This window comes from Polyangium fumosum, assembly GCF_005144585.1.
GTDB lineage: Bacteria > Myxococcota_A > Polyangia > Polyangiales > Polyangiaceae > Polyangium > Polyangium fumosum.
The window spans coordinates 142,202-166,308 of sequence record NZ_SSMQ01000003.1; the positions used below are offsets into that span (position 1 = coordinate 142,202).

At 66.2% G+C, this 24,107-nt stretch carries 26 protein-coding genes; 8 read left to right on the forward strand and 18 right to left on the reverse strand.

The annotated features are described in order from the left end of the window. Positions 1-24: 24 nt before the first annotated feature. The 9 genes from E8A74_RS04460 to E8A74_RS04500 form a co-directional block, all read right to left on the reverse strand. Positions 25-1,275, reverse strand: coding sequence for an alkaline phosphatase PhoX (locus tag E8A74_RS04460; protein WP_136927653.1), 1,251 nt, complete (start codon positions 1,273-1,275; stop codon positions 25-27). Between the two features lie 31 nt (positions 1,276-1,306). After that, positions 1,307-1,846: a DUF3597 domain-containing protein gene (locus E8A74_RS04465; RefSeq protein WP_136927654.1), complete on the reverse strand. Its 540-nt coding sequence runs from the start codon at positions 1,844-1,846 to the stop codon at positions 1,307-1,309. Between the two features lie 21 nt (positions 1,847-1,867). After that, positions 1,868-3,526 (reverse strand): hypothetical protein, encoded by a 1,659-nt coding sequence (locus E8A74_RS04470; protein WP_136927655.1) that lies wholly within the window; start codon positions 3,524-3,526, stop codon positions 1,868-1,870. A gap of 562 nt (positions 3,527-4,088) precedes the next feature. Beyond that, complete coding sequence (locus E8A74_RS04475) at positions 4,089-6,503, reverse strand: arylsulfatase (protein WP_136927656.1); 2,415 nt, start codon at positions 6,501-6,503, stop codon at positions 4,089-4,091. A 216-nt stretch (positions 6,504-6,719) separates the two neighbouring features. Beyond that, on the reverse strand, positions 6,720-7,820 hold the full coding sequence (locus tag E8A74_RS04480; RefSeq protein WP_136927657.1) for an AraC family transcriptional regulator: 1,101 nt from the start codon (positions 7,818-7,820) through the stop codon (positions 6,720-6,722). Positions 7,821-8,029: 209 nt separating this feature from the next. Beyond that, on the reverse strand, positions 8,030-9,103 hold the full coding sequence (locus tag E8A74_RS04485; protein WP_136927658.1) for an AraC family transcriptional regulator: 1,074 nt from the start codon (positions 9,101-9,103) through the stop codon (positions 8,030-8,032). A 101-nt stretch (positions 9,104-9,204) separates the two neighbouring features. Next, positions 9,205-9,699 (reverse strand): hypothetical protein, encoded by a 495-nt coding sequence (locus E8A74_RS04490; protein ID WP_136927659.1) that lies wholly within the window; start codon positions 9,697-9,699, stop codon positions 9,205-9,207. Then, positions 9,689-11,251 carry a fused MFS/spermidine synthase gene (locus E8A74_RS04495; RefSeq protein WP_136927660.1) on the reverse strand — a complete coding sequence of 521 codons (1,563 nt, stop codon included), beginning with the start codon at positions 11,249-11,251 and terminating at the stop codon, positions 9,689-9,691. The genes E8A74_RS04490 and E8A74_RS04495 overlap by 11 nt, the downstream gene beginning before the upstream one ends. Further along, the gene (locus E8A74_RS04500) at positions 11,248-11,784 is read right to left on the reverse strand and encodes a hypothetical protein (RefSeq protein ID WP_136927661.1); all 537 of its coding nucleotides are present in this window, start codon (positions 11,782-11,784) and stop codon (positions 11,248-11,250) included. Before E8A74_RS04500 ends, E8A74_RS04495 begins: the two co-directional genes overlap by 4 nt. A gap of 765 nt (positions 11,785-12,549) precedes the next feature. Here E8A74_RS04500 and E8A74_RS04505 point away from each other — a divergent pair. Next, entirely contained in the window at positions 12,550-13,092 is a 543-nt protein-coding gene (locus E8A74_RS04505; protein ID WP_136927662.1) for a hypothetical protein, read from the forward strand. Between the two features lie 40 nt (positions 13,093-13,132). On the opposite strand, the gene E8A74_RS04510 is transcribed toward E8A74_RS04505, so the two are convergent. The 5 genes from E8A74_RS04510 to E8A74_RS04530 form a co-directional block, all read right to left on the reverse strand. Continuing rightward, positions 13,133-13,480: a hypothetical protein gene (locus E8A74_RS04510; RefSeq protein WP_136927663.1), complete on the reverse strand. Its 348-nt coding sequence runs from the start codon at positions 13,478-13,480 to the stop codon at positions 13,133-13,135. Positions 13,481-13,786: 306 nt separating this feature from the next. Continuing rightward, positions 13,787-14,098, reverse strand: coding sequence for a hypothetical protein (locus E8A74_RS04515; RefSeq protein ID WP_136927664.1), 312 nt, complete (start codon positions 14,096-14,098; stop codon positions 13,787-13,789). Positions 14,099-14,214: 116 nt separating this feature from the next. After that, positions 14,215-14,964 (reverse strand): ribonuclease H-like domain-containing protein, encoded by a 750-nt coding sequence (locus E8A74_RS04520; protein WP_136927665.1) that lies wholly within the window; start codon positions 14,962-14,964, stop codon positions 14,215-14,217. Next, positions 14,961-15,233, reverse strand: a complete 273-nt coding sequence (locus E8A74_RS04525) for a hypothetical protein (RefSeq protein ID WP_136927666.1) — start codon at positions 15,231-15,233, stop codon at positions 14,961-14,963. The genes E8A74_RS04520 and E8A74_RS04525 overlap by 4 nt, the downstream gene beginning before the upstream one ends. Further along, entirely contained in the window at positions 15,230-16,417 is a 1,188-nt protein-coding gene (locus tag E8A74_RS04530; protein WP_170228850.1) for a transposase, read from the reverse strand. Before E8A74_RS04530 ends, E8A74_RS04525 begins: the two co-directional genes overlap by 4 nt. Before the next feature lie 264 nt (positions 16,418-16,681). Between E8A74_RS04530 and E8A74_RS55945 the strand changes: the two genes are divergently transcribed. Continuing rightward, the gene (locus E8A74_RS55945; RefSeq protein WP_420814204.1) at positions 16,682-16,912 is read left to right on the forward strand and encodes a plasmid mobilization protein; all 231 of its coding nucleotides are present in this window, start codon (positions 16,682-16,684) and stop codon (positions 16,910-16,912) included. 9 nt (positions 16,913-16,921) lie between these two features. Here the strand turns inward: E8A74_RS55945 and E8A74_RS04535 are convergent, their stop codons facing one another. Continuing rightward, positions 16,922-17,386: a hypothetical protein gene (locus E8A74_RS04535; RefSeq protein ID WP_136927668.1), complete on the reverse strand. Its 465-nt coding sequence runs from the start codon at positions 17,384-17,386 to the stop codon at positions 16,922-16,924. Positions 17,387-17,976: 590 nt separating this feature from the next. Between E8A74_RS04535 and E8A74_RS04540 the strand changes: the two genes are divergently transcribed. Beyond that, on the forward strand, positions 17,977-18,762 hold the full coding sequence (locus tag E8A74_RS04540; protein ID WP_136927669.1) for a hypothetical protein: 786 nt from the start codon (positions 17,977-17,979) through the stop codon (positions 18,760-18,762). Positions 18,763-18,790: 28 nt separating this feature from the next. Here the strand turns inward: E8A74_RS04540 and E8A74_RS55950 are convergent, their stop codons facing one another. After that, positions 18,791-19,099 carry a helix-turn-helix domain-containing protein gene (locus tag E8A74_RS55950; protein ID WP_170228851.1) on the reverse strand — a complete coding sequence of 103 codons (309 nt, stop codon included), beginning with the start codon at positions 19,097-19,099 and terminating at the stop codon, positions 18,791-18,793. A 69-nt stretch (positions 19,100-19,168) separates the two neighbouring features. Between E8A74_RS55950 and E8A74_RS51875 the strand changes: the two genes are divergently transcribed. Genes E8A74_RS51875 through E8A74_RS04550 form a run of 3 tightly spaced genes read left to right on the forward strand, consistent with a single transcriptional unit; the run spans position 19,169 to position 20,129 of the window. Further along, entirely contained in the window at positions 19,169-19,627 is a 459-nt protein-coding gene (locus tag E8A74_RS51875; RefSeq protein WP_170228852.1) for a hypothetical protein, read from the forward strand. Positions 19,628-19,634: 7 nt separating this feature from the next. Further along, entirely contained in the window at positions 19,635-19,784 is a 150-nt protein-coding gene (locus E8A74_RS51880) for a hypothetical protein (protein ID WP_170228853.1), read from the forward strand. 39 nt (positions 19,785-19,823) lie between these two features. Further along, complete coding sequence (locus tag E8A74_RS04550) at positions 19,824-20,129, forward strand: hypothetical protein (protein ID WP_136927671.1); 306 nt, start codon at positions 19,824-19,826, stop codon at positions 20,127-20,129. 316 nt (positions 20,130-20,445) lie between these two features. Here the strand turns inward: E8A74_RS04550 and E8A74_RS04555 are convergent, their stop codons facing one another. Both E8A74_RS04555 and E8A74_RS04560 read right to left on the reverse strand, forming a co-directional pair. After that, positions 20,446-21,045 (reverse strand): NYN domain-containing protein, encoded by a 600-nt coding sequence (locus tag E8A74_RS04555; protein WP_136927672.1) that lies wholly within the window; start codon positions 21,043-21,045, stop codon positions 20,446-20,448. 160 nt (positions 21,046-21,205) lie between these two features. Further along, positions 21,206-21,433, reverse strand: coding sequence for a hypothetical protein (locus E8A74_RS04560; protein WP_136927673.1), 228 nt, complete (start codon positions 21,431-21,433; stop codon positions 21,206-21,208). Between the two features lie 441 nt (positions 21,434-21,874). On the opposite strand from E8A74_RS04560, the gene E8A74_RS04565 reads away from it, so the two are divergent. Continuing rightward, positions 21,875-23,230 (forward strand): AAA family ATPase, encoded by a 1,356-nt coding sequence (locus E8A74_RS04565; protein WP_136927674.1) that lies wholly within the window; start codon positions 21,875-21,877, stop codon positions 23,228-23,230. Beyond that, a complete protein-coding gene (locus E8A74_RS04570; RefSeq protein ID WP_136927675.1) occupies positions 23,217-23,987 on the forward strand; it encodes an HNH endonuclease family protein in 771 nt (256 codons plus the stop codon). The genes E8A74_RS04565 and E8A74_RS04570 overlap by 14 nt, the downstream gene beginning before the upstream one ends. Positions 23,988-24,107 lie beyond the last annotated feature (120 nt).

A 24,107-nucleotide genomic window follows, 5' to 3' on the forward strand; every position in this document is an offset into this window, starting at 1 on the left:
CGGCCCTCGCAGGGGCCGACGCCGTTAGGCCGGCGCGTGAAACGGCCCCGTCACCTCATACGTCACGCCGCCGCTCCCATCGCCGCGCTGCGAGCTGAAGTAGAGCCGCGTCCCCGAAGGATCAAACGCCGGCCCCGTGATCTCGCTCTTGTCGTGCCCCATCACCTGCACGAGGGGCTTGAGCTCGCCGCTCGGCAAGATCGCCACGATCTGCATGTCCCCCGTATCCTCGGCCACGAGCACGTCGCCGCTATGCGACACGGTGATGTTGTCGACGCCCGTCAGAATGGGCGTCTCCGCTTCCTTCGCGTCATAGATCACGGCGAGCGTCTCCGTCATCGTGTCGTAGGCGTACACGCGCCCTTCGCCCTTGGCCGAGAAGTACACGATCCCCTCGTGGTACCAGATGCCCTCTCCGCCATCGAAGAGCGTCGCGCCCGCGACCTGCTTTCGCGTCGGGGTCAGGCCTTCGTAGAGCGGATCCGGCACATCCAGCCACTTGACGCTCCCGTCCATCCCGACCTCGGCCACCTGGAGCTTGCCGCTCGAAATGTCCGCGAAGCCGTGCCGATTGAGCTTGTCGGGTACGAATCGATAAAAACACCCGTCGTCCTCGTCCTCGGTCAGGTAGACGTGGTGCTTCACCCGATCGATCGCGGCCGCCTCGTGCTTGAAGATGCCGAGGGCCGGGCGGACGACCGCCTCGTGTTCGCCGCGAGGATCACACTCGAAGACGCGCCCCCGCGAGGCCTCCTCGCACGAGAGCCACGTGCCCCAGGGCGTCGGCCCTCCGGCGCAGTTGATGTTCGTCATGCTCAGGATCGGATACGCGTCCACGAGCTTTCCCGCGGCGTCGAAGCGGAGCGCGCCCACGCCGCCGGCGATGGGGACCTCCGAGTTCGATACATACACATACCCGCCGTCCTCGAGGAGGAACGTCGCCCCGCCGTCCGGCGCGATGTGCCAAACGTAATCGGAGCTATCGAGGGGTTTCGTGTTCGTCTTCGCGACGATCCGCGCGGAGAACCCCGGCGGCAGCTTGACCCCATTCGCGTCCGGATCGCCGAGCGGCCCGATCTCGGCGATCCGTGACACGAGCTTGGGCCCGTCGATGGGTACACCAAACAGCGGCTCGCCGGGCGTCGCCGGCGGAGGGGGCGCGCCGCCCTCCGAGGAGCAGCTCGCGAGCAGGGAGGGGCTCATCATCGCGGCGAGACCTGCGAGGCCTCCCCGCAGGATCACGCGGCGAGAGAAGAGAGGGCGGGCTTTGTCCATGGGCGGAGGATACCCGCCTTTGGACGTGACGTCATTGCGACTTCATGACCTTGACCGGCCGGCCGTCTCCATCGACCTTGCTCTCCCCGGCCTGCGCGCCCTTGGGCTGGCTGCCCGTGTTGATCGTGAACGACTGCACCTTGGCCTGCTCGCGGCCGCCGAAGGTGCCGCTGACGCGTACCGCAAGATTGCTCTCGGTCGTCGGGGCGTCGTAGGTCACGGGCACTTTCAGGGATTGCCCGCTCCGCACGGAGGGGGCCGACACCGGGGAAGCTCCTCCGGTGAGCTTCAGCCCGTCGACCCCCCATACCTCGATCGTGATGCCCGCGCCGTCCGCGCCGAAGACGACATCCAGATCGGCCGCGCCCGGCCGAAGCGTCGCGCTCACGTTCACGGGGGCGGAGGGCTTTGCGGTGGGCTCGGACGGGCCTGCCTTCTCGGCCGCGGCCGTGCTTGGTTCCGCGGCTCGGGGCTCACCCGAGGCCGCCTCCGCCGGAGGCCGCGCGCCGTCGGTGCCGCACGCCGCTGCCGCGAAAAGAACGACCATCCCCACGATGCTGATGTATTTCATGTTCGATTCCTTCTTCAGTCTTCAGTGCGAGATGGTGATTTCGGCCCCGTACGACACGGGCAGGGTGTTGAACCCACGCACGGAGAGCACGTAGATCGTCCCTGCCTCCGAATCAAACGTGACGCTCTCTTCCCCGCTCACGTTTCCGTCGGTCGTGACGAGGACGCCGGCCTTGAACACCGCAAGGTCGACGTCGCTCGGGCTGGTCGAGGTGACGGTGATGGCCATCCCGTCGCCTTCGATCCGGACGTAGACGTTCTGGGAGAGTCGATTGGATTCGGCATCGCCGGTCAGGTCGACGGTGTAGCTATTGCCGACGACGCCCTCCTTGTAGACCGGCAGGCTCCCGGGGAAGCCGCCGGAATGCGTCTCGTTCGTCCCCCACTCGTCCTCGATGGGGTCGACGCCGAAATCGGCGCTGGCGTTGTAGAACGACGTGACCGCGTCGATGTCCGCCGCTGCTTGCGGGTTGTTCTCCTTGAGCGAGGCCACGTACGAGAAGATCGTCGTGAACGAGGGCTTGTCTTTTTGGGTCCGGAGCGCCGCGTAGATGCCGCTGATGCCCACGCTGACCTGGTCGAAGGGCTCGTTCGGCCCGTCATAGAGGTCATACACGACCCCCTCGACCGTCGTCTCCGAGAACCAGCCCGGGTTCTTCTCGACGTTGTTGTTGTTCACTTCGACGTCATTCGAGAACCCGCTCGCCTGCTGGGGCCCGGAGCTGTCGGTGTACGTGGTGTCCGGGTCGAGGACGATCGCGCTCAAGGCGGTGCAGAACCCTTCGCTGAAGGCGACCCGCGGGTCCTCGATATCGCTGCTGCTGTGGGTGCCTCCGATGGTGTCCGCACGGCCGAGCGTCTTGTTGAACCAGTGGCCCCACTCGTGGACGGTGATGTGCGAATCGAACTCGTCGGTGTCCACGTCCTCCTTGCCGAGGATATAGAGCTCCTCGCCGTCGAAATGCGAGGTGCCGATCTGGCCCAGGACTTTGTCCCCTTCCTCGGGGCGATTGTTGACGCTCCAGTTGAATTTGAGCGGAGGGAACACGGGAGGAGGCGAAACCTCGTCGAGGAAGCGCCTCGCCGAGATGTAGGCCGTATCGAGCACGGCGAACGGGGCCGCGGCGCGGGTCTTCGTGTACGCGGTCCCGTCCCAGCCCGTGGCGGCGAGGACGTCGAGCTTCGCGTCCGCGGCGCTATCGGCCGTGTCGCTCTCCATCACGTAGACCGCGTCTCCTGACGTATTGTCCTCGACGGTCAAGGAGGGGACCTCCGTTTCGGCGTAGACCCAAAGCTTCACTTTGGTGGCCCCCATGTAGTCGAAGCTGTAGGCGCCCTCGTCGTCGGAGGACGTCTTCGCGATCTCGGCGTCGGTGTCGGCGTCGATGAGGCGGACCGAGGCCCCGCGGATCGGGCGCTTCTCGATGTTGCCATAATCGAGCTTTTCGAGGTCGACGTCGAAAGGCACGTACTCATACGACAGCGTACCCGAGAGGCGGAACCCGACGTCCTCACCGCCGGCTCCGCCGCTCCCCGAGGAAGAGCTGCTGCTGCTGCTGGTGCTGCTGTTGGTACTGCTGCTGCCATTTTCGTCGTCGCACCCGGCGACGAGCCCGAGGGCGAGCGTCGAGAGGAGGAAGGGAAGGGTCCTGCGGAGAACGAGAGATCGAGCGGAGATCATGAAGCATCCTTCTACCGGACTGTCTGGACGCGCCGGCATGACGTCAGCGATGGGTAAGCGAAGGGCCAATGGGTTTCCTGCGGGTGCCGTGGAGCCAACGGCGAGGCTGTGCCTCGTTCAGCACGAGGTCAGCCAGCCCCAGCGGCCCGTTGAGCGGCGGGGGCGCAAGACGCGGCAAGCAGGAGCAACACGGCGGCGGCGGAGGCGCGGCGGAGCCACGACCTCCGTCCCGGCGATGAAGAGCGTGCGGCATCGGCCGCAATCTACACCCATACGTCATTTCCGCGATAGCCCTTCCGGCGCCAGGGCGAGATCGTTGCGTTTGTTGACCAGCCTTGCGCTTTTTGATCAGCGCGGGCTCTTGGTGGAGTCATTGCAGAGATCGATGACGAAGCGTCCATCCGCCGTCAGCCCCCATCGCTTCAGGTGAGGATGCAACCACGAAGAATGCATCCGCCTGCTTATCTTGCCGTTCGTGGACAGTTCGCTGCCGTTTCTGGACAGGCGAATGGTCACGGGGCCCCGCGCCCGCGCCCGCGGGCGCTTCGGCCGGGTCAAGGTGTCATTGGACCGCCATCAGCGCGTGCACGCGGTGTTCGGGGCTCACGAGGGCGGGTGGGCCCGTGACCTCGATCTCCGCCCAGTACACGGTGCCGTTGAAGCGGTTGTCCCCTTGGAACTCGGGGCACAAGGGGCCGCCCGTCTTCTTGCCGACCATCAGGAAGGCGTCCACGTTGAAGAGAACCGGATTGGTCAGTTCGATCTTGCCCGTGCCGATCGGGGTGAAGCTGCCATCTGGATCTTGCACGGAGAGCGTCACATCGCCGCCCTCGCCGGCCTCCTTGCCGGTGTACTCGAACGCCATGCGGAGCACGTGCGTGCCCTTCGCGAGCGGGAAGGCTGAGTCTGCGCGAACGTATTGGATCTCGATCCCCATGTAGTTGTAGACGAACGTGAGGACTCCGTCCTTGAAATAGAGGCCATAGCCGCCGAAATCGTTGCCCCGGGCGAGGATCACGCCGTTCATTTTGGACGTGCCGGTCGTTAGATCGTATGGCAACTCGACCTTTGCGGTGATCATGAAGGAGCGGTTGAAGGTGTTGATCACGCACGGGTCGGCGACGAAACTGCCGTCGACGTACCTCTGGCGGTGGGAGTTCGCCTCCTGGTCGGCCGGCCCCGAGGGCATGCGCTCTATCTTTCGGTCGTCGAGGGGAAAGACGTTGTAGCGGGCCGCATTGATCTGGAAAAGGTTCTTCAGCTCCTCCAGCTTCTCGGGCATTTCTGCGGCGAGATTTCGTGCCTGGGTCCAGTCCTCCGCCAGATCGATCGTGTCCTTGCGATCGTTGTACGTGAAGTAGAGCTCCCAGACATCCTTTGCGTAATCCGGCAAGTTGTAGAAGTCCCAGGGCTTCGCGTGGAGGGTGACGGCGGTCCAGCCTTCATGGTAGATGCCACGGTTGCCAAACACCTCGAAGTACTGGGTCTTGTGGCGCTCGGACGCGTCTGCGTCATTGAACGTGTACAAGAAGCTCGTCCCCTCGATGGGCTTCTGCAGCACGCCATCGACGCTGAGCGGCTCCGGCAGGCCGATCGCTTCGAGGATCGTCGGAAGCACATCGGTCACGTACGTGAACTGGCTCCGCAGCCCGCCCTTCTCGTGGATGCCCGCTGGCCAATGGACGATCATGCCGTTGCGCGTGCCGCCGAAGTGGCTGGCGACTTGCTTGGTCCACTGATACGGCGTGCACATGGCCTGGGCCCAGCCGACGGCATAGTGATTGTACGCTTCCTTGGTGCCGAACTTGTCGATGTTGTCATTGATGAGCTTGATCTGCTCCTGCTCCGGTAGCTCGACGCCGTTGAAGCCCATCATCTCGTTGAAGGTGCCGAGGAACGTGCCTTCGGCGGAAGCGCCGTTGTCGCCGAGGATGTAGAGGATGAGCGTGTTCTCGAAGATGCCGAGCTCCTTGAGCGTATCGATCACCCTGCCGATCTGGTGGTCGGTATGTTTGAGGAAGCCAGCGTAGATTTCCATCTCGCGCTTCAGGGCTTCTTTGATGTCGGCGGGCATCTCGTCCCAGGCTGGGACCCCGGCGTTGGGCGGCGTCAGCTCCGCGTTCTTCGGAATGACGCCAATTCTTTTTTGTTCCTTGAAAATGGCGAGGCGCACAGCGTCCCAGCCTTCGTCGAATTTCCCTTTGAACTGATCACTCCACTCTGCCGGGACCTGGTGGGGCGCATGGGTCGCGCCGGGCGCGAAATACATGAAGAAGGGCTTGTCCGGCGCGAGGGACTTCTGCGTCTCGATCCACTTGATGGCCTGATCGGCCAGATCGGTGGTCAGGTGGTAGTTCCCGCGCTCGGGCATTTCGATGTAGGTCGTCCCATCGTAGAGCGTGGGGTAGTACTGGTTGGTCTCACCGGCGACGAAACCATAGAACTTCTCGAATCCCATGTAGGTGGGCCAGTGGTCGAAGGGCCCCGTGGTGCCGGTCTCCCAGGTGGGCACCTCGTGGCACTTGCCGAACTGAGCCGTCGAGTAGCCGTTGTATCGGAGTATCTTGGCGATCGAGGCGGCGCTGTTGGGGATGATCGAGGTGGAGCCGGGCGCCGAGGTCGCCATCTCGGTGATGCATCCCATGCCGACGGAGTGGGGGTTGCGGCCCGTCAGCAAGGCGGCGCGCGTCGGGCTGCACAGGGCTGCCGTATGGAAACGGTTGAACTTGAGGCCGCTCGCGGCGAGCTCGTCGGCTCTCGGGGTATCGATGAGCCCCCCGAACGTGCTCGAGGCGCCGAAGCCCACATCGTCGATCAGGAAGATGAGTACGTTGGGGGCGCCCTCGGGCGGGCGGATCGGCAGGATGGGAGGGAAGACGGCAGCCGGGTCCGCGGCATTGTACACCACCGGGCCGGCATAGGCCCTGTCCGGGATCGGCAGAATCTCGCGCTTGGGAAGGTCTCGATCTAACGGCATGGGTGACTCCTATCGTGGGGGCAGCCAAGGAGGGGAATGGCGAGCCGCATCAAGAATCATCGGTCCAGACGAGGATGCAACAGCGAAGAATGCGCCCGCGCACAATCTTGCCGTTCGAGGACAGTCGCTGCCGTTTCTGGACAGACGCATCCGCAGCGATGGCCCGCCGCTCGCTGCTGCCTGAATGCCTCTACCGCGAAGAATGCATCCGCCTGCTCATCGTGCCATGAAAGCCCGGCGTCGCGGCTGGAGGCGCGGCAGGCCCGCGGCCGCGCGCCCCGCGGACAGCGTCTCGGAGGGGCTCTCGCCGAACCGGACCTTGTACTCAATGCTGAACCGCCCCGGGTGACCGAGCCCGAGCGCGGCCACGACGCCCGCGACCGATGTATCGGCCGAGGGCTCGGCCAGGTGGCCGCGCGCGAGCTCGAACCGGCGCCGACGCAGGAAATCCATCGGCGGCATTCCCCGGCACGCCACGAAGGCCGCCCGCAGGGACCGCTCCGGCGCGCCCGCCGCGGCGACGACGTCGGCCAGGGTGATGGGCTCCGCGGCGTGCGCGGCCATGTATTCTTCCGCCTTGCGGACGCACGCCGGTGCCACGCGCGGCAGCGGCGCGTCGAGGAGCGCCGATTGGTTGTGCCGGGTGTGCACCAGGAGGCTCGTGAAGAGCGCGCCACGCAGCGTCGTGAGCAGCATCGGCGAGGCCCATGGCTGCTCGATCTCGCGGCGAAAGAGCTCTGCGACCTCGTGGACCGTGCGGCCCGGTCCGTCCTCGAGGTCGAGCGACACCTCGAAGCAGATCGGGCCGCGCAGCGCATTGCCCGTGAGCGTGGTGAAATGGGCGTCGAGCGCTCCGCGATCGATCACGAGGGTCCGCCCGTGAAACTCCGCGTCGACATCGAGGACGCAGGATCGCCCTGGTGAGAACAGCGCGCCCCGCCGGCCCGGCACGACGCGGAAGGGCTCGCCCGCGTGGTCACCGGCGCTCACGCCGCCGGCCGAGAGAGATAGGACGTAGTGCTCCCCGAGGTCCGGCAGGGAGGCCTGCCCTCCGCCGGTCCAGTCGCCCTTTACGACACGGGTCGCGCCGAAGGAGACGACCTCCAGCGCACAAGCGAAGGGTGCGTCGCGCATGGGCTCGAGGGTCGCCCCCGCGTATACGCGGCTGAAGACCTCCCGGGCCTCGCCGACGTCGCGGGTGCGCACGAGCTCGGCCCGCGCAATCCCCGCCCCCGACGCCTGCACGGCGCGCGAGGGCCCTTCCCCCCGATGGCGTGTCTGGACAAGCCGAAGCGCACCACCCGGCCACCCCGCCATGGCACTCTCCTAGCGCATCTCCGCGCCTTTGGGTTGATCCACGGATCCGGGGGAGGCGGAGGCGCGGCGGAGCCACGACCTCCGTCCGGGAAACGAAGAGGCGTATGTCATGGAGACGCACCGATACCCAAACGCGATCGCTCCCGCGACGCCCGTCTCGGAGGCAGGGCGAGATCGTTGCGTTTGTCGATCAGCCTTGCGTTTTTGGATCAGCGCGCGACGCCGAGGCGGCCGCGCGCGAGCGTCTCGGAGGGGCTCTCGCGGAAGTGCTTCCTGTACTCGACGCTGAACCGCCCCGCGCTGCGGAAGCCCATCGCGGCGGCGACGTGCGCCGCGGTGGTCCCGGGTTCGGGGGCGAGGAGCATCTGGCGCGCCTGTTCGAGCCGCCGGAGCTTCAAAAACCCGATCGGCGTCATGCCCCGCGCCGCGCGAAACGCCGCCTGGAGCGAGCGGGCCGGCGCGCCCGCGGCGGCGACGATGTCCGAGAGCCGGATCGCCTCGCCGGCGTGCGCCGCGATGTACTCCTCGGCCCGGCGCACGACCGCGGGGGCGACGCGCGGGGGCGGAAGCTCGAGCAGCCGCAAGCCGTCGTGGCGAGGAATGGTCACGAGCGCGGTGAGGAGCACGTCGAAGAGCCGCGGCCGGACGAACGGCGAGGCCGCGGGGCGCGCGATCTCCTCCCGGAGCAGCCGCACGATCCCGTGGAGCGTCGCGCCGTCGCCCGTGGTGAGATCCAGCTCGGGGTCGAAGGCGATCGGGCCGCGGTTCGCGTGGCCGGTGAGCATGGTGAAATGCGCATCGAGCGCGGCTCGCTCGATGGTGAGGGTCCGGCCCTTCGACCCCATGGGCAGCCGGAGGTTCGCCGGCCGCCCGGGAACGAAGAGCGCGGCCCGCGTTCCCGGAGCGATCAAAAGCCGCCGGCTCCGGATCTCCACCTCCCCGTCGCCGCTGCCTTCCCCGGCGAACACCAGCGCGTACCGATCGCCGAGGGCGGCTGCCTCGACCCGGCCGCCGAGGTCCCAATCCCCCGCCACGAACGTCACGGGCCCGGCCGAGGTCAGACCGAGATCACACCGGAAGGCGGTCCCTGCCAGGGGCCGGAGCGTCGCGCCCGGGTAGAGGCGGGAGAAGGCGGGGAGCAGTTCGTCGGGGTCGGTGGCGCGGACGTGGGCCTTCACGACCAAGAGGGGCGCCTCTCCTCGACGAACCCCGAGCGCGGGCTCCCCTTCGCGGGGGATTGGCTGGCGCTGCACGAGTGCCGTGCCCGACTTGGAGGGAACCATGCACGGCCATGATCGCTCGGACCGGCACCGAAAAGCAAAGCGGGGGTGCTCACCGAGGCGAGGTCACGGCGGCGGCCCTCGGGCGCCCCACTCGCGCACGCCTATCCACGCGTTTCCGCGTCCCCGCCCCGCTCCGCCCCCCGCATGAGATGCCACGCGCTGAGCGGCACCATCACGAGCGCCACCAGATCCGTCGGATCCGCCAGGTTCCGGAACGCTCTTCCCCCCCCGAACGGCATATCCAGCACCCCGAGGAGCGCCCTGTGCACGCCCGTGAACGCAGGCCACGTCTTCAGCAGCGCGAAGTACGCCACGGTCACGCCGCACGAAACCCAGATTCCACGGCGCCCCACGCGCGGCCCCACGCGGGCACCACAAAGCCGCGCAAGCGCGAGCAGCCATTCCGCCACGGCCACCAGGAACACCGGCAAGAGAAAACAAATCGCCAGATCCGAGAGCTTGCCGCTCACCACCCCCGGGTGCCTGCGTCGCAACCAGAAGACATTCAATACAAGCGCTGCCCCCGCGAGCCACGACCACGGATGCAAAAGCGCCCGGCCCGGGACGTCGCCGCGCTCCCGGGGCTCAGAGCGCACGCCAGATGATCCTGTCCGTGAGCCACTCGACCGGCGCATGATCGTCGGTCAACACCGGCGTGCTCGCAGGAAAGGACGCCGGCTGCATCGCGGCGTGGCGCCCGGCGAGATCCCGCAGCACGGTGGCCGTCCGCGCCGAGACCGAGAGCCCCGCGACCCCGACCGCCTCGGCGGGCGCGTGCACGGTCGCCACCAGGATCGTATTCGATCGCCCCGGCGGATCCGCCGCCTGCACGTGCGGAAAGACCTGCGCCATCGTACGCGCGAGCGCGTGCACCACGCCGCGCTCCTCGCCATGACGGCCCGCATTCACCAGGAGCACGCCGCCCGGCGCGAGGCAACGCCGCGCCGCCGCGAAAAACTCCGTTGTCGCGAGCTGGAACGGCACGTACGGGAACTGGAACGCGTCGAGCACGATGACGTCCTTTTGCCCCGGCGCGCGCTGGGCCTCGGCTTCGAGGAAGGGGCGTGCGTCGTCGATGACGACCTCGACCCCCGGCAACTCGAACCCGAGCCATTTGCGGCCCGCCTCCACAACGGCCGCATCGAGCTCCACGCCCACCACCGACGCCGCCGGGTAGAGCCGCCGGAACACCTCCGCGGACGTACCGCCGCCGAGCCCCAGGAGCAGCACGCGCTCGGGGCTCGGCCGGGTCCCATAACTCGGCGCCATGGCGTAGTAGGCCCACACGTCGCGCACGGGCAGCTCGCCGTCGAGGCGCGCGAACGATTGCACGGCAAACCCGTCATTGACCCGGATCTGCCGCTCGCCGCCCCGCTCGACCACCACGATGTGGTTATGGAGCGACTCGCCGGCCCAGAGCAGCCGCCCATGCGCGGGCTTGGGCGGGGACAGCGGCGCGAAGGCGAGCGCCACGGTCAGCAATGAGGCCAAGACCCCGACGATCGTCTCCCGGCGCGCGCGGACGCGAACGCCGAACACCACGGCGCTCCCCGCGAGCAGCACCGCGGCCACGTCGAACGTCGCGCGTGTCCCCAGCCAAGGCAGCAGCACGAGCCCCGCGCCGAACGTGCCCACGAGGCTGCCGAGGGTCCCCATGGCCGAGAGCCGCCCCGCGAGGCGGCCGAGGTTTCCGGTGGTCTCGTTGCCGCCCGCATTGCCGGCCGCGTGCATCACGAGCGGGGGCAGCGCGCCCAGCGAGCCGATGGGGAGCGCAAGGGCGAGGGCCGTGAGGGCCGCGAGCAACCCGAGCGAGGCGGCGCTGCCCGCGCGGAAGCGCGCGAGGCTCGACGCGAGCACCCACGGCACCACGCGCGGCAGCGCCGCGAAGAGCAGCGCCGACAAGAGCATCAGCCGCACGATCCACCACGAGGCCGCGCCGCGCGCGCTGAGCCACCCGCCGAGCAGGCTCCCGAGCGCGAGGCTCCCGAGCACCGTGCCGATGAGCATCGCCCACGTCGTGGTGCTCGTCCCCAGGTGCGGCGCGAGCAGCCTGCCCGCGGCGATCTCGCCGTTCATCACGGCCGCGCCGCCGAGGAAGCTCAGCGCCATCCATGCGGCGAGCCCTTTCGGGTGCATACCTTCCGTCATTTCACGGCCGTGAGGCGCACCGTGCACGTGCCGGCGTTGTCACCCGTGCCGTCGTCGACGAGGCAATGCACGTCCTTCCCGACCTCCGTCCTCAATTGGACCTTGCACGTGACCACAACGCCGGGCGCCCCTCCGCCGCCCGCACCCCCGCCGCCCCCAGCGCCGCCGCCGCCGCCTCCGCCGCCCGTCGCCCCGGTCGCAAAGGCCGGGAGATTCAGGGTGACGCCCGTGCTCACGAACGGCTCGTCCTCACCGCTGCACGAACCGACCACGCCCCCGGAGACCGGAGCGACGTCGCCCGAGACCTTGGTGACCGATAGGCTCGCCACATCCGCGCTCACGCCCACCTGCATGGAGCCCTGGATGCGGATGCGACCGCTGAGGGTACCGCCGCAGGTCGTGGTGATGTCGAAGGTGCGGTCGAAGGACGACTGCGCGCACTGCTCCTCTGCGCTGTCGGCGAGGAGCAGCGCGAAGAGGCCCGCTGTGGCGAGGAGGCTCAGGGGACGACGAACGGTGCGAAACAGGTTCATGGGGTCTCCAAGGAAAGCAAGGGGCCGCGCCCGTGCCCGGGGGGCGGGCCCGCGGCGCCGCGGCGACGATGCAAAATCCCAGCCTCCAGGGGAAGCAGGGGCGAACGCCGTGAAAACGGGCCCCGCAGGTAGCTTCTGCCGGGGTCACGCGGGTCGCAGTGCTGACATTGCGGTCCGGGTCAAGAGCCCGCCAAGATAGGGTCGCAAGAAGGGGAGCCTGGGTCGGGACAGCTTGGGGTTCGAGGTACGACCGACGGGCGGGCATCCTGCAACCCTCTCCAGGACACGCGCAACGGTCTGCCAGGCAGACTGCGACCCTCTCCAGGACACGCGCAACGGTCGGTCGGTCTCCTGCGACCCTCCTCCAAGACAGTCACAACCGTCTGGCGGGCCTCCTGCGACCCTCTCTCAAGACAGTCGCAACCGTCTGGCGGTATCCTACGACACGCCTTCAGGGCGCTCGCAACGGCTTTGCCCTAGATCGGGCTTGTGAGGCAGCCTTCCGAGGCAGGTGATCAGCTTTCAGGGCACCCGCGTCAACCTACACCGGCACCACGCCTTGACGGGCCTGAACGATCGGCTACCTTCGTCTCACGGACTTCTGTCCGTCGGCGTCCTCCAACGCCGGACCCAAGAGCCTCCCCCCGCGAGGCTCTCCCGAGGGTGAAGGGGCTTCGGTCTCGGAGGCGTCGCGTGTTCGACCCTGTTCGACCTGCGGCGAGACGGGTGCGGGGACTGCTCGACCGTAGGGGATAGGGCTCGAACATGACCCAGAAGAACGCGAAGAAGGCGGCTGCGCGCGCTCGTCAGGCCACGCAGGGTGGCAAGTACCAGGCGAACCTCCGCATCGTGGGCGGAGGCGCCGGCAGCTCCCCGAAGCCGTGGACGTGCTCGAAGTGCAAGAAGCCGATTGCGGCGGGCGAAGGAAGCGTGGACGTGATGGACGCGGAGACCGGCGGCTCCCCCAGACGCCCCACGTCCTCGGAGCGGCGGCTCACGCCGGAGGCGATCGAAGAACGGCAGAAGCAGGGCAGGCCGACGCAGCCCCCGTTCGACGGCTTCAGTATCGGGGAGTTGGAGCGCAACCCCATCCAAATCGCGTTTGGCGCGTACCACTTCGAGTGCGTCGAGAGCGCCGACATGGAGCCGTACTGGATCGCCGTGGAACGAGCGGAGACGCTCGAACAGTGGTGCCACTGGGTCCACCATCTCACGGAGAAGACGTGGATGGCCAAGGACGACATCGCCAGGATGCTCGCCTTCTGGTTCACGAACCGGGGCGAGGACATCTACCAGGTGCCGACCTGACGGCCGCGCCAGCCAGAGTCACCAGCGACTTCTAGAGCCGCTAGGCGGCCCCGCCTTCGCCGAGACGCTGGGCGTTCACCGCCGTAATGATCGTCTCGTCCGGGAAGGAAACGATGAGCCAGAAGGCCGTCGAGCCGCTCTTCAGCTCCACGGCCGTGTCCTTGGCGGGCTTCGAGACCTTCTCGGCGAGAAACTTCGGCGCGGAAGGGTCGGCGAGAAGGCGCTCACGGACGTAAGCGGTAACGGGGTCTACTTCGACCTCCGTGTCAAAGTACAGCACGAGGTCGGTGGTGCCGAAGTGCTCGACGGCCGCCCAGTAGGCTTCAAAGAGGCGATCGTCGATCAGGTTGTGCAGGCGCGCGTCGAGCTTCACGACCACGTTGTACACCGGCTTCCGTTCGCTAGCGACCCGGTGTAGCGGTCAGTTTGGGGGATTCGCCGCAGCCGGCAGGATCACCGGGCTCCGGAGGCGCAGCGGCGTCGATCCGGGCTTCCAATACGCGTATGTTCTTGAGCATCTCGCTCCGCAGGAAATCGCGGGAGTGAACGCGCTTGCTCGATGTCGCGTCCTCGGTAAGCCTTCGGAGGCTCGCTACGACGGGACGAAGTTCGCCTGCGTAGGCCGCCAGCGCGGCCGGGTCGGTCGTCTCGACGGGGCGGTGCAACCGTTCCCGTTCCCTCACACGGGAGCGGGTCATGCCGCCCTCCCGATGATGATAGGCGCCACGATGAGCTTGCCGCCGAGGAGCACTTCGACGGGGACGTTCGCCACGGCGGCCAAGCGGATCGCGAAGGTCCCGGTCGGCCGGGCGCCCTTGGGGTTGGCGACACGCCGGACCGTGTTCGCTGGGACGCCGAGCATCGCGGCGAGACGATTGAAGCTGCCAAAGGCCCGGCGGAGCTTGCGGACAGCGACACGGACGGCCTTGGCTTCCTCGTCGGAGAGCTTCAGCGCATCGGAGCGGCGGCGTCGCTGCTCGGGTGAAGACTTGTGGTTGAGTTCCATGCCCCCGGTTGGATGGTATTTCCGTCCGCCGCGGGAGATGGTTTTTCTTGGCCTAGCACGTGGATGGTGGATGCTGGATGCCGGGCCCCTGGATGGTGAACAATTCTGTCGGGAATTCAGGCGGCGACCGGAATCCCTGCCCGCGGGATGAGCCGCTCCCGGTTGATCAGCGGGAGCAGAGGAGCCAGGCGAGGCTCGCCCTCGATCTTCGCCAGCAGCCCCTCCATGGCCTCCGTGTAGCCGGACGGCGCCAACTGCCCGCGGAGAAGCTGCACCCGGAGAAACAGCGCCGCCGTCTGCACCACGTCCTGCATGCAATACGCCCGCACCTGCTCGATCTCCCCCGCGTCGATCATGGCTTGCACGTCGGCCCCATTGCAGTCGAGCTTCCCGGGCATGCCAATGAGCTTCGCGGCGAGATCGAGGGAGTAGGCTCTCGTCGCGCCGTAATCCGCGAGCAGATCCATCAGGTCGATGTGGCCCTCGGTGCTGTAGCGGTAGCGGGTGTCCCGCTGCTGGTAGTACCAGGGGAAAGCCAGCCCGTGATGGAGGCATCTCGCGACGACGACCGGAAGATCGAAGCCGCGCCCGTTCCAGGAAATGAGAGTCGTCTCGACACCCTCGGAGAGCCTCACGTTCAAGAACGCGACCAGGGCCGCGAGGGAAGCGAACTCATCACGACCCTCGCCGACGATCCAGACGCTCCGCAGCCGGCAGTCCGCATCAAGGAGCGCCGCGCCCATGACTGCGATCTTGTGGTAGGGCACCGCGGGGAAGCTATCGCTCCCGTCCTTCCGCTTCTTCGGCGGCGGGAGCGACGTGTCGTGCACCGTCTCCAGGTCGAGCACGAGGTACTGGCGATTCATTGGCCTACCTCCTGCTGGTGACCGCAGTAAGGGCACGTCCCCGGCGGCGGGAAGTTCCCGCGGAGGAGATCATCGACCCCCACGTTGACGAGCTTGGAGATCCTAATGGCCAAGCTCGCGCTCACCGTCTTCCCGTTCGCCACGTGCGCGATCGTCGCCTCCTTGAAGCGGAGGGCCTTCGCCAGCGAAGCCCACCCGCCGAAGCGAAGGCGAAGGAACTGCAAGGCGGCCCGGACGTGCGCCTCCTCCTGGTTCGTGAGATCGTTCATGCCACCCTCCCTTCCGTCGTCTTCTGCGCCCAGAACTGCGGGGCGATCCCCAACTCGTGGATCGAGTGCGCCACCATGACGATGTTGTGCGCGATGAGCTTGCAGTAGACCTCGTTGAACTGGGCCGTCTCCAGCCTCGACCGCAATGACGGCCCGAACTTCCGCTTCACAGCCGAGAAGACCGTCTCGGAGTTCGATCGCTTGTGGTAGTGCGCCAGAAACTCGTCGCGCTGGAAGCTGTAGAGGTGGAAGAGCTTCTTCCAGATCGCCGGCCCGTCGCCCGCGATCGAGTTCTCCTTGAACGCGATGTACGGCGTCGCGCCCACCTTCTCGACGGCCTCGTAATTCGAGAACGAGAGGTAGCCCTTGTCGGCCGAGACCTCGCGCATGGTGAAGTTCTTCGCCGTTCGCTCGGTAAGCATCGGGAGCAGGGGCGAGTCGTGCTGGTTGCCGTGGGTCACCTCGGCCGCGGTGACGACGTGCGTCTTCACGCCAATCATGGCGTGCGCCTTCACCCACGCCTGCGTCTTCTTCTCCATCCCCCGCTCGTCGAACCAGCGGACGTAGTTGCACGTCGAGAACCCCGTCCCGTCGATCGCGAAGTCGGTCTCGACGGCCTGTAGAGGCATCGCCGACTGCTCGACCAGGCCGCGTAGAATCGGCGTCAGGTTCGCGTCCTCCATGTACCGGAAGACCGAGTTGTAGTGGGGCGCGCGCGTGAGTAGACCCTTCTGCTCGCATTCGCGGATATCCGTCGAGGCCCGGCGCCCCGAGACGGTGCTGTAGACCTTGGTCACCGCGGCGTAGACGACGTCGGCGAGCTGGAGTGCGGGCCGCCCCGTCTTCTTCGGCGCGGGCTGGACGACCCCTTTGACCAAGTCGCGAAGGAGGATCTCGAAGCGCTCCTTCTCCGTCGTCTGCGCGGCGTTGTAGGCCGTCCAGTTCTGCTGGTACGTCGGCTTCTTCGTCTGCGTGACGAGCGTCGTTCCCTCGGGAACCTCCACGCGCCCCATCCGAATCTCGACGGCCCACACGTGTTTGCACGGCTGCCCGGTCGTCGCGTAATCGGGGCACGTGCAGGTTCGAGCCTGGGCGTCGACGACATAGGAGCCGCCGTGCGACTGCGAGGGGACGAGGAAGAGGCCGGGCTTCAACTCGCGGATCTGCTTCGACTTCGCGAGCATGGCGCCTCGAATACGGCGCGGTTCGATCTGAGTCGCGTCCATGGATAGTGCCTTGCCTTTCGCCCGGCCGCGGCCCACGATGCACTTGAAGGGATGCTTCGGTGGGCAACTGCCGGGTGTTCTGGGCCTCGCCTCCCGGCCGCTAACCGAGAGGCGAGGCTGTTTCCTGTTTGGTGTCGTTGCTGTCGACGGTCCCTAATGTGGCCACAATAGGACCACATGTCAAGGGTTGACTTGGGGGTCTGTTGTGGCCACGCTAGGGCCATGGCGACCTCCAAGAGAACGCGGGCGGCTCCGGCCGCGCCAAAGGAAGCACCCCCTCCCAAGCTTCGCCGGAAAGACGAGGCGAGCCGGAAGGAGGAGGTCATCAAGATCCGGGTGACCGGCGAGCAGAAGGCGACGCTGACCGAGGCAGCGTCGCGGGACGGGCTCGACGTCTCGTCGTGGCTCAGATCGCTCGGCCTTCGTACAGCCGCCGGCTCCTCCTCATCCTGAGTCCGCGGTCTACGCCGCGTCGTCCCACGGGAGGGGCCGCTCCCGCAGGAGCGGCCCCGGGCGATACGTATTGCCCACCGTGATGACGATGGTGGCCAGATCGAGCCCGGCCTTTCGAGCGTGTCGGCTGATCCCGGAAAGCGTCCCGCCGACGACGTTGTTTGACCTGTACCCAGGTCCGAGCGCCTCGCGGAACGCATCTCTGGTGAGCGGCCTTTCCAGCTTCTTGAGCGTCGAGAGCACGTGGCGGTGGGATGCCAACCACTCCTCGGAGAGCATCCTCATGAGGATCCCCCACGAGTCCTCGATGCAGCTCGGTCGGGAGACCAAGCTCTCGGGCTTCTCGAAGACCTCGATGTTCGGCTTCGAGTCCGAGGTCTCGGCTACGGGCTTCTTCAGCTTCGACCACAGGGCGAAGACCTCGTCGGCGCTGTCGGCGCGAACGCGACCATCAGGGAAAATCTCGTACGGCACGGTGCTCACCTCCAGGACGCACCCCGCCTCTGACGCGCAAGGACTCGCGCGCCGGTGTAGACGAGAAGCACGTCGTGTTGCTGCTGCGCGTGACGTCTCGGGAGTTGCTGCTCGGGGCTGTCGGCAACGCCGGGGGCGATGCGACGAGGAGAGCCACGACGCTTGCATCGTCGTGGCTCTCCGCCCTTCTGCGCACTCAGGAAGCCGTCACGGACTCGCTGGTCTCATCCAGCAAGGAGACGTCTACCCCCCGATCAGCATCGCATCCAGAACAAAATCGACCGACGGTCAAGCAGAAAGATCGATAAAGTTTTTATACGAGCATCATTTCCAGCTCAAAAAATTCGCACACGAACGCGCGTCAAAATCGAATCTTGACAGAGCCGCCGAAAAATGGAAGCCGTCGATCGCTTCGCGGACTTGCGACTGCGTCGTGGTGGAGTGAGGGCGGGAAGGCGCTCGCCCAGCGGATGTCGGAGGGGCAGGCGAGGGAGTTGCCGAGCGTGCGCGGGTGGCTCAGGCTCGTATCGTTTGGTGTACAACCCCTCAACACGACGAGCGTCACGAGGCTGAGTCCCCGAGCACAAGTCATGAGCCAGAAGAAAAGCAAGCGTGCCGTAGCAGTCCCCAAGTCCAACTCACCGGAAGATCTTCTGGATTGGGCTGTCCACGAACTCTCGGCGCAGTGGAATGGCGGCACAGACCACATTGCCATCGTCATGGCAGGTGCCTCAGCCCCGCTCCCGAGCGTGTACTGGATGAGCCGGAGTGAAGCCGCCGACCATACGCTGGAGTACGCGAATAAATTAGCCGCATCGGATCCAAGTGCGAAGAACAAGCTCCAGCTCATGGCTGTCGAGATGCTCAAGCCCACCTCTGCGGGGATTCTCCAGGTGTCAGTTGCGACACCAAAGGGGGCCTTTTTGGGCAATCTAGACCCGGACGGCCTTGACCAACTGAACAGACAAGGGTCATCGAGCAATGCTATTCATGCGAGAAAGCAATTAATTCAGTCTCAGGCGAGGCCAATGCATGACTGCCTGAAGCAATGGGAAGCAGGCGGTAACGATCCGCAAGACGCGGTCATCGTGATCGCCGATCCCACGGATCCCCGTGCAGCGACTACGGCTTACGTTCTGAATAGCGTCATCTCTGAGATGACGGCCCAGGAAGATTTTTTCGGGGGAGAGCCCGTTGTCGTCGGATGTCCTATCCCCAAAGCCATGGTTATCTTCGAGAAGATGCGGCCGAAGATTGTCGAGTGGCTGAACCTTAGCCCCGCCCCGGGCTCAACTCGGGTAATCTGCATGGGACACGGGGGTGAGACATGCACCCACGGGAAGCTGTCAGCCACACCTCGCAAGTTGACGCGTTAGATAGCCAGCGTGACGAGACGGCTGGTGTTCAATCCCGGCTGGTCGGCCTCCGCTTCGGCTTCCTCCCCCGCTTCGGCGGATCGACCTGAAGATCGCGAAGCTGGACCTCCAGCGGCGGTTCGTCCCCCACCTCCACGAGATCGCGGACTGAGACCCCGAGCCTCTCGGCCAGCAGGAACAAGGTTCGGAGCGAGGGGTTCCCATCGCCCCGCTCCAGCTCGCCGAGCAAGCGGAACGTCAACACGTCCGCCGACGCTTCCTCCTGGGTGAGCTGCGCGCGCCACCGAGCCTTGCGAACGTTTTCGCCTACCGCCTTGATGAACCTGTCGAAGTCCACCCGGCAAGAGGACGCTTTAGCTTCCCTGTAATGTAGCCCAACAAAAGGAAGGAATTGACTTGAGGCCGGATGAGGGCCGACGCATCCATGCGCGCGGGCGACGAGTGCTCGCCCATGGAGGCGAAGATGAAGAAGCAGTTCTTCCTGGGGATCCTCTTGGCCATCGCGGCTTGTGGGAAGGGAGGCGGCCCTTCGGACGCCGAGGTGTCCGAGGCCGTGACCGAGGCGGCGAAGTCGAGCGAGGGCTACGCTCCGTTGACGGGAACGCACAGCGGGCCGTGCGGGGTCATGAAGGGCCCGATCACCAAGGTCGCCAAGGTCGAGATCACGCAGCGGGGCGAGATGAACGAGCAGGAGCGCTACGTCCCCGTGACGGTGACGATCTCGGGGACGTGCATGGCGCAGTTCCCCAGGTGCGGGTCGGGGCTTTGCCCACCCGAGCCCACGGAGTTCACGACGGCGAAGCCCGTCGCGTTCAAGGTGAAGAAGAACGACGAGGGGAAGTGGATCGCCGAGAAGAGCGAGTGACGCACCTGTGAAGGGGCTGCCAGCCTTCCGCGTGACCTACGAGAGGCTCTATGCGGAGAACGAGGCCGTCGCCCTGGCGGACGGCTGCCGTCGCCTCTACAGGGCAAAGACAGAGCCGAGCCCGAACGGCAACATCTTCTGCTGCCCGGGGAAGTAGGCGCTTCACGCCCGCCTCGTGGAACGGTAGGACGTGCACATGCACATCCTGCTCGTTGCCTACGAGATTCACATCGCCAACAAGACGGGCGAGAAACTGGAGAAGGCCAACCAGCGTCGTAACGACATCCTCGCCTTCATCCGGAGGCACGACCACCGTCGGCTGTCCGAATCTTCCTACGCCATTGAGGCCCACCAGCCCGCTGAGGCGTACGCCAAGGCGGTTCTGGAACTGACGGAGGACGACGACGAACTGTACATCATGCCCCTGGTTGGCCCACTCATGGCGTACGGGCGCGACGACGTTCACGAATGGCTCGAAGCTCGTCTTCGTCGTCCGGGTTGATGCCGGACGCACGGAGGACCTCCTTCACGGCGGTCGAGTATCCGTGCGACCTCTCGGGATTGCCGGCGGGATCGGGGCGCAGACCGAAGCGGGTGCGCCAGCCCCTTGCGAGAGCACCACGCACTTCCGCGGGGTCGAGCTTGAAGACGTGGTTGAGGATGAAGTCGACGGAGGCGCTGATGCCGCCCTTCGTGGTCTCGGTCATGCCGGCCAGCTACACCACGAGCGGCATCTGAACGCCCAGCATGTGACGCCGCGAAGCGTGGCCGGCAGCAAGCGCTTGTTGGGCAGTTCCGGGAGCAAGAGAGAACTGCGGTCAGGTGCGGTTTAACGAAGCAAGCAGCGCATCGATTTCGAACGAGGCCCAGCAAACCTTCGCCAGTTCATTGCCTCTATTCTTCCAGGAAGCATTGATCACTTTGAAGTTCTTGGCTTGAACATGCTCGACTGCGGGGATGAAATCCTTGTCGCTCGACACGAGAATTGCCACATCGTAAGCACCTTCCCATGCAAGCCCGACAAGATCGGTGACGATGCGTGCATCGACCGTCTTCTCCGCAGCGCGGCCAAAATGGGCCCCGCACTGCGGGCACTTCTCATGCTCCGTATCGCATGAGCGACAGTGCACCGGCTGCTTTCGCCAATGCCGCTCCGACGTGAAGACCCGAACCCCTGGCTGGCGATCGAGGAAGTTGTGAAGCCAGTTCTTGAGGCTATTCTCGCGTCCCGCCTCATAACCGGCATACACTCTGGTTTCTTCGAGAGTCAGGGCTCCAAGGCCCGCGCTATTGATCGCGCGTGACGCCTCACCGCAGAGCACGGACGGCAGTCGGCGCCAGTCACACCCCAGCCTGCCTGTTCGCTCGTTCCAGGCAAGCTGGAAGTTCCAGTAGTCGATGAAGACCCTGACGCGCATTACTACCCTACAAAAAAATGCGGGGAGCCTTTCGGCTCCCCGGGACGAACATGCGCGCCAGCCTTAGGCCAAGGCCTCGGACTGACGCGGGGCAAACATGAATTATTCCTAATAACGGCCGCGGCGCCTGTCAAGTGATAACCGCTGCCCAACGCCTCGCCTAGTAGCCGCGGATGCGCTCGACCAGCCGAGCAACAGCCTCGACAGCTTCGGCTTGCCCGACTCCGCGCCGAACAGACTCATGAGCGGCCCCGCGCCCAGGGGCGACCACCTGCGCGACCCAACGATCCCCGTCGTCCCGCGTGGTGATCTCGACGTACAGCCCCGGCTCGATCAGGTCGCGTTGCAGCGTCCCCCGTACAAGCGTCTCGAAGTGCGCGAAGTCCATGTAGATCGTCTAGCACGCCCAGGCGCGACTTCAACGCGCCGCGGCATGCAAGAAAATCCCGGAGCGAGGAGCACGACGCGCGTGCTCCTCGCCCTCGCGTAGACTTCCGAGGCAGCGCGACGGACTTCTCGGGCACGACGGCCTTCTAGGGCAAAGCCGCTCGCAACGGTCGGCCGGTATCCTGTGACCCTCCTCCAGGACCCTTGCACCTGTCCGCCGGGGAGGGTGCGACCCCCTCCAAAACACGCGCCCCTGTCGGCTGGGGGGCTTGCGACCCTCTTCAGGACACATACAACTGTTTGTCGGGCATCTCGCGATCCCCTCTCCAGGACGGTGCAACCCTCTCTCGGGCATTGCCCCGCTCGGGGTGGACACGGGATCGACGTACTCTTGGAGCACCACGACACACGTGGTAGCGATCCCCACGCCCCCGGGAGCCCGATGCGAATCCGCACCTTAGGAATCGATAACTTCAAGAGGTTCGCGCACCTGGAGTTCGGACTCCATCCGCAGTTCACGCTGCTCGTGGGCGAGAACGGGGCGGGCAAGACCAGCCTGCTCGATGCGCTCGCGGTGAGCCTGGGGATCTGGCTGGTGCACCCCCCCGATACACTCGTCCGGAACAGCGGCCGCAACATCCTGCGGACCGAGGTCCGCCTGGAGCCGTCCCTGGAGGGGGATCGTATCCAGTTCCGTGAACAATTCCCTGTCATCGTGTTTTCGCTCGGCCAGATCGGCCCCGTGGAGAGTGTCGCGTGGGAGCGTGTGCTCGGAAGTGGCGGCAGGACGTCCAGCGCGGGGTCCAAACAGGCGCTCGACATCATCGGGGACATGTACAAGCGCGACGCGGCCGGGGAGCATGTCGTCCTCCCGGTGCTCGCTTATTACGGCGCGGGCCGCGCGTGGTTACCCTCGAATCAGCGAATCCAGAAGGACACCAAGCTCCACGGCCCTGCCCGCCGCTGGGCCGCCTTTTACGATTGCTTCAACGAGCGGATCCGGTTCGGGGATCTCAACGAGTGGTTTCGCCGCGAGGTCACCGCATCTGCGAGCCGCAAGGGCCGCATGCGTCCCGGCTTCGAGGTCGTGCGCCGCGCCGTGCTCGGCTGCGTGGACGGGGCGGACGACGTCTGGTTCGACTCCGACCTCGACCAGATCGTCCTTTCCATCGGCGGCGAGGCGCAGCCTTTCGACAACCTGAGCGCCGGGCAACGCATGATGTTCGCCCTCGTCGCGGATCTCGCCATCAAGGCGGTCACGCAAAACGCGTTTCTCCTCCCGCCCGACGAGCTCGGCCCCGAGGACGAGCCGCTCCCGCGCCTGCTACGGGAGACGCCCGGCGTCGTCCTGATCGACGAGCTCGACGTCCACCTGCACCCGCGCTGGCAGCGCCGCGTGGCCGCGGACCTCAAGCGGACGTTTCCGGCGATCCAGTTCGTCTGCACCTCCCATTCCCCCCAGGTCATTGGCGAACTCAAACGCGAAGAGGTGCGCTTGCTCGGCGCCGAGGGCGTGACGTTGCCTCCGGTCGCATTCGGCGCCGATTCGAACTGGATCCTCGACCACGTGATGACCGGGGCCACGAGTGAGACGAAGGCCTCCCGGACGCTCCAGCGGGACGTGGAGGACGCGCTCGCGGAGGGCCATCTGGAGGCCGCGCGGGGCAAGTTGCGCGAGCTGCGCGCCCTGCTCGACGGGGAGACGGGGGAGCTCGTGCGGCTGGAGAGCAGCCTGGAGACGCTCGAAGCGCTGGCCGAAGAGGGGGACGACGAGGGGACCGGCCGTGCGGACGATTAAGAAGCGTCCACCACCGAGCGCCCTCGTCGAGTGGCGCGCCAAGCGGCTCACCAAGGATCCCGGCGAAGGGATGAAGTGCACGTACGAGGAGCTGCGCCGCGACACGTCGGCGCTGCCAGCCGTCGAAGACGGGCTTTTTGCGGAGCAGGGAGGGATCTGCGCATATACCGGCATCCAGATCCGGCTCGACGCCTCCTCGGAACCGAGGAAGGTGGACTTCCACCTCGAGCACGTGACTCCGCAGAAGCACTGCATCTACGGGCAAGACGCCGACTACGGCAACCTCGTCGCGTGCTGGCCCCGGCCCAATTGTGGATTCGAGCCGCTGTTCGGGGCCGTCACCAAGAAAAGCTGGCCGTCACCGGAGGAGAAACACCTCTTTGTTTCGCCGCTGGACCCGGGATGCACCGCGAGGTTTTCATTCAATCACCGCGGAGAAATCTCTCCAGCCGATGAAAAGGATGATGCCGCGAAGACGACGATCGAGAAGCTGGGGCTCGCGCATGCCACGCTGACCGATCTGCGACGCGGAGCGATCCTGGGTGCGCTGCAGCCTCCCGGGCGCCTCCTCAGCCTGGAGCAAGCGCGACGGCTGCTCGCGACCCTGAAGGCGGACGCCGAGAAGCTCGATCAGGGCGGCTCCGTTCGGCTCCGCGCGTTCAGCTTCGTGATCGAACAGGTCCTCCCCCGCGAGATCAGGAAACTCGAAGGGATCAAGAAGTCCAAGCAGAAGGCGGCTGGTTCGGCGCGGAAGTGACGACCGCGGAGGGTCGATCCAAATCTCCGCGCCGTCGGCGCATGCCCTTGTTCAGCGGCAGCCGGACGAAGCGCTCAGCCTTCCGCGTCGGGTCCCCGGGTTCTCGTTCATGCCGGCGTG

What these genes read in the sequence shown, in the direction of transcription:
- E8A74_RS04520 (WP_136927665.1), bottom strand. Translation starts at nt 14,964, where the DNA reads ATGAATCGCCAGTACCTCGTGCTCGACCTGGAGACGGTGCACGACACG.
- E8A74_RS04460 (WP_136927653.1), bottom strand. Translation starts at nt 1,275, where the DNA reads ATGGACAAAGCCCGCCCTCTCTTCTCTCGCCGCGTGATCCTGCGGGGA.
- E8A74_RS04540 (WP_136927669.1), top strand. Translation starts at nt 17,977, where the DNA reads ATGAGCCAGAAGAAAAGCAAGCGTGCCGTAGCAGTCCCCAAGTCCAAC.
- E8A74_RS04485 (WP_136927658.1), bottom strand. Translation starts at nt 9,103, where the DNA reads ATGGTTCCCTCCAAGTCGGGCACGGCACTCGTGCAGCGCCAGCCAATC.
- E8A74_RS04560 (WP_136927673.1), bottom strand. Translation starts at nt 21,433, where the DNA reads ATGGACTTCGCGCACTTCGAGACGCTTGTACGGGGGACGCTGCAACGC.
- E8A74_RS04555 (WP_136927672.1), bottom strand. Translation starts at nt 21,045, where the DNA reads ATGCGCGTCAGGGTCTTCATCGACTACTGGAACTTCCAGCTTGCCTGG.
- E8A74_RS04565 (WP_136927674.1), top strand. Translation starts at nt 21,875, where the DNA reads ATGCGAATCCGCACCTTAGGAATCGATAACTTCAAGAGGTTCGCGCAC.
- E8A74_RS04470 (WP_136927655.1), bottom strand. Translation starts at nt 3,526, where the DNA reads ATGATCTCCGCTCGATCTCTCGTTCTCCGCAGGACCCTTCCCTTCCTC.
- E8A74_RS04525 (WP_136927666.1), bottom strand. Translation starts at nt 15,233, where the DNA reads ATGAACGATCTCACGAACCAGGAGGAGGCGCACGTCCGGGCCGCCTTG.
- E8A74_RS04480 (WP_136927657.1), bottom strand. Translation starts at nt 7,820, where the DNA reads ATGGCGGGGTGGCCGGGTGGTGCGCTTCGGCTTGTCCAGACACGCCAT.
- E8A74_RS04500 (WP_136927661.1), bottom strand. Translation starts at nt 11,784, where the DNA reads ATGAACCTGTTTCGCACCGTTCGTCGTCCCCTGAGCCTCCTCGCCACA.
- E8A74_RS04465 (WP_136927654.1), bottom strand. Translation starts at nt 1,846, where the DNA reads ATGAAATACATCAGCATCGTGGGGATGGTCGTTCTTTTCGCGGCAGCG.
- E8A74_RS04505 (WP_136927662.1), top strand. Translation starts at nt 12,550, where the DNA reads ATGACCCAGAAGAACGCGAAGAAGGCGGCTGCGCGCGCTCGTCAGGCC.
- E8A74_RS51875 (WP_170228852.1), top strand. Translation starts at nt 19,169, where the DNA reads ATGAGGGCCGACGCATCCATGCGCGCGGGCGACGAGTGCTCGCCCATG.
- E8A74_RS04475 (WP_136927656.1), bottom strand. Translation starts at nt 6,503, where the DNA reads ATGCCGTTAGATCGAGACCTTCCCAAGCGCGAGATTCTGCCGATCCCG.
- E8A74_RS04530 (WP_170228850.1), bottom strand. Translation starts at nt 16,417, where the DNA reads ATGCTCGCGAAGTCGAAGCAGATCCGCGAGTTGAAGCCCGGCCTCTTC.
- E8A74_RS04550 (WP_136927671.1), top strand. Translation starts at nt 19,824, where the DNA reads ATGCACATCCTGCTCGTTGCCTACGAGATTCACATCGCCAACAAGACG.
- E8A74_RS55945 (WP_420814204.1), top strand. Translation starts at nt 16,682, where the DNA reads ATGGCGACCTCCAAGAGAACGCGGGCGGCTCCGGCCGCGCCAAAGGAA.
- E8A74_RS04495 (WP_136927660.1), bottom strand. Translation starts at nt 11,251, where the DNA reads ATGACGGAAGGTATGCACCCGAAAGGGCTCGCCGCATGGATGGCGCTG.
- E8A74_RS04515 (WP_136927664.1), bottom strand. Translation starts at nt 14,098, where the DNA reads ATGGAACTCAACCACAAGTCTTCACCCGAGCAGCGACGCCGCCGCTCC.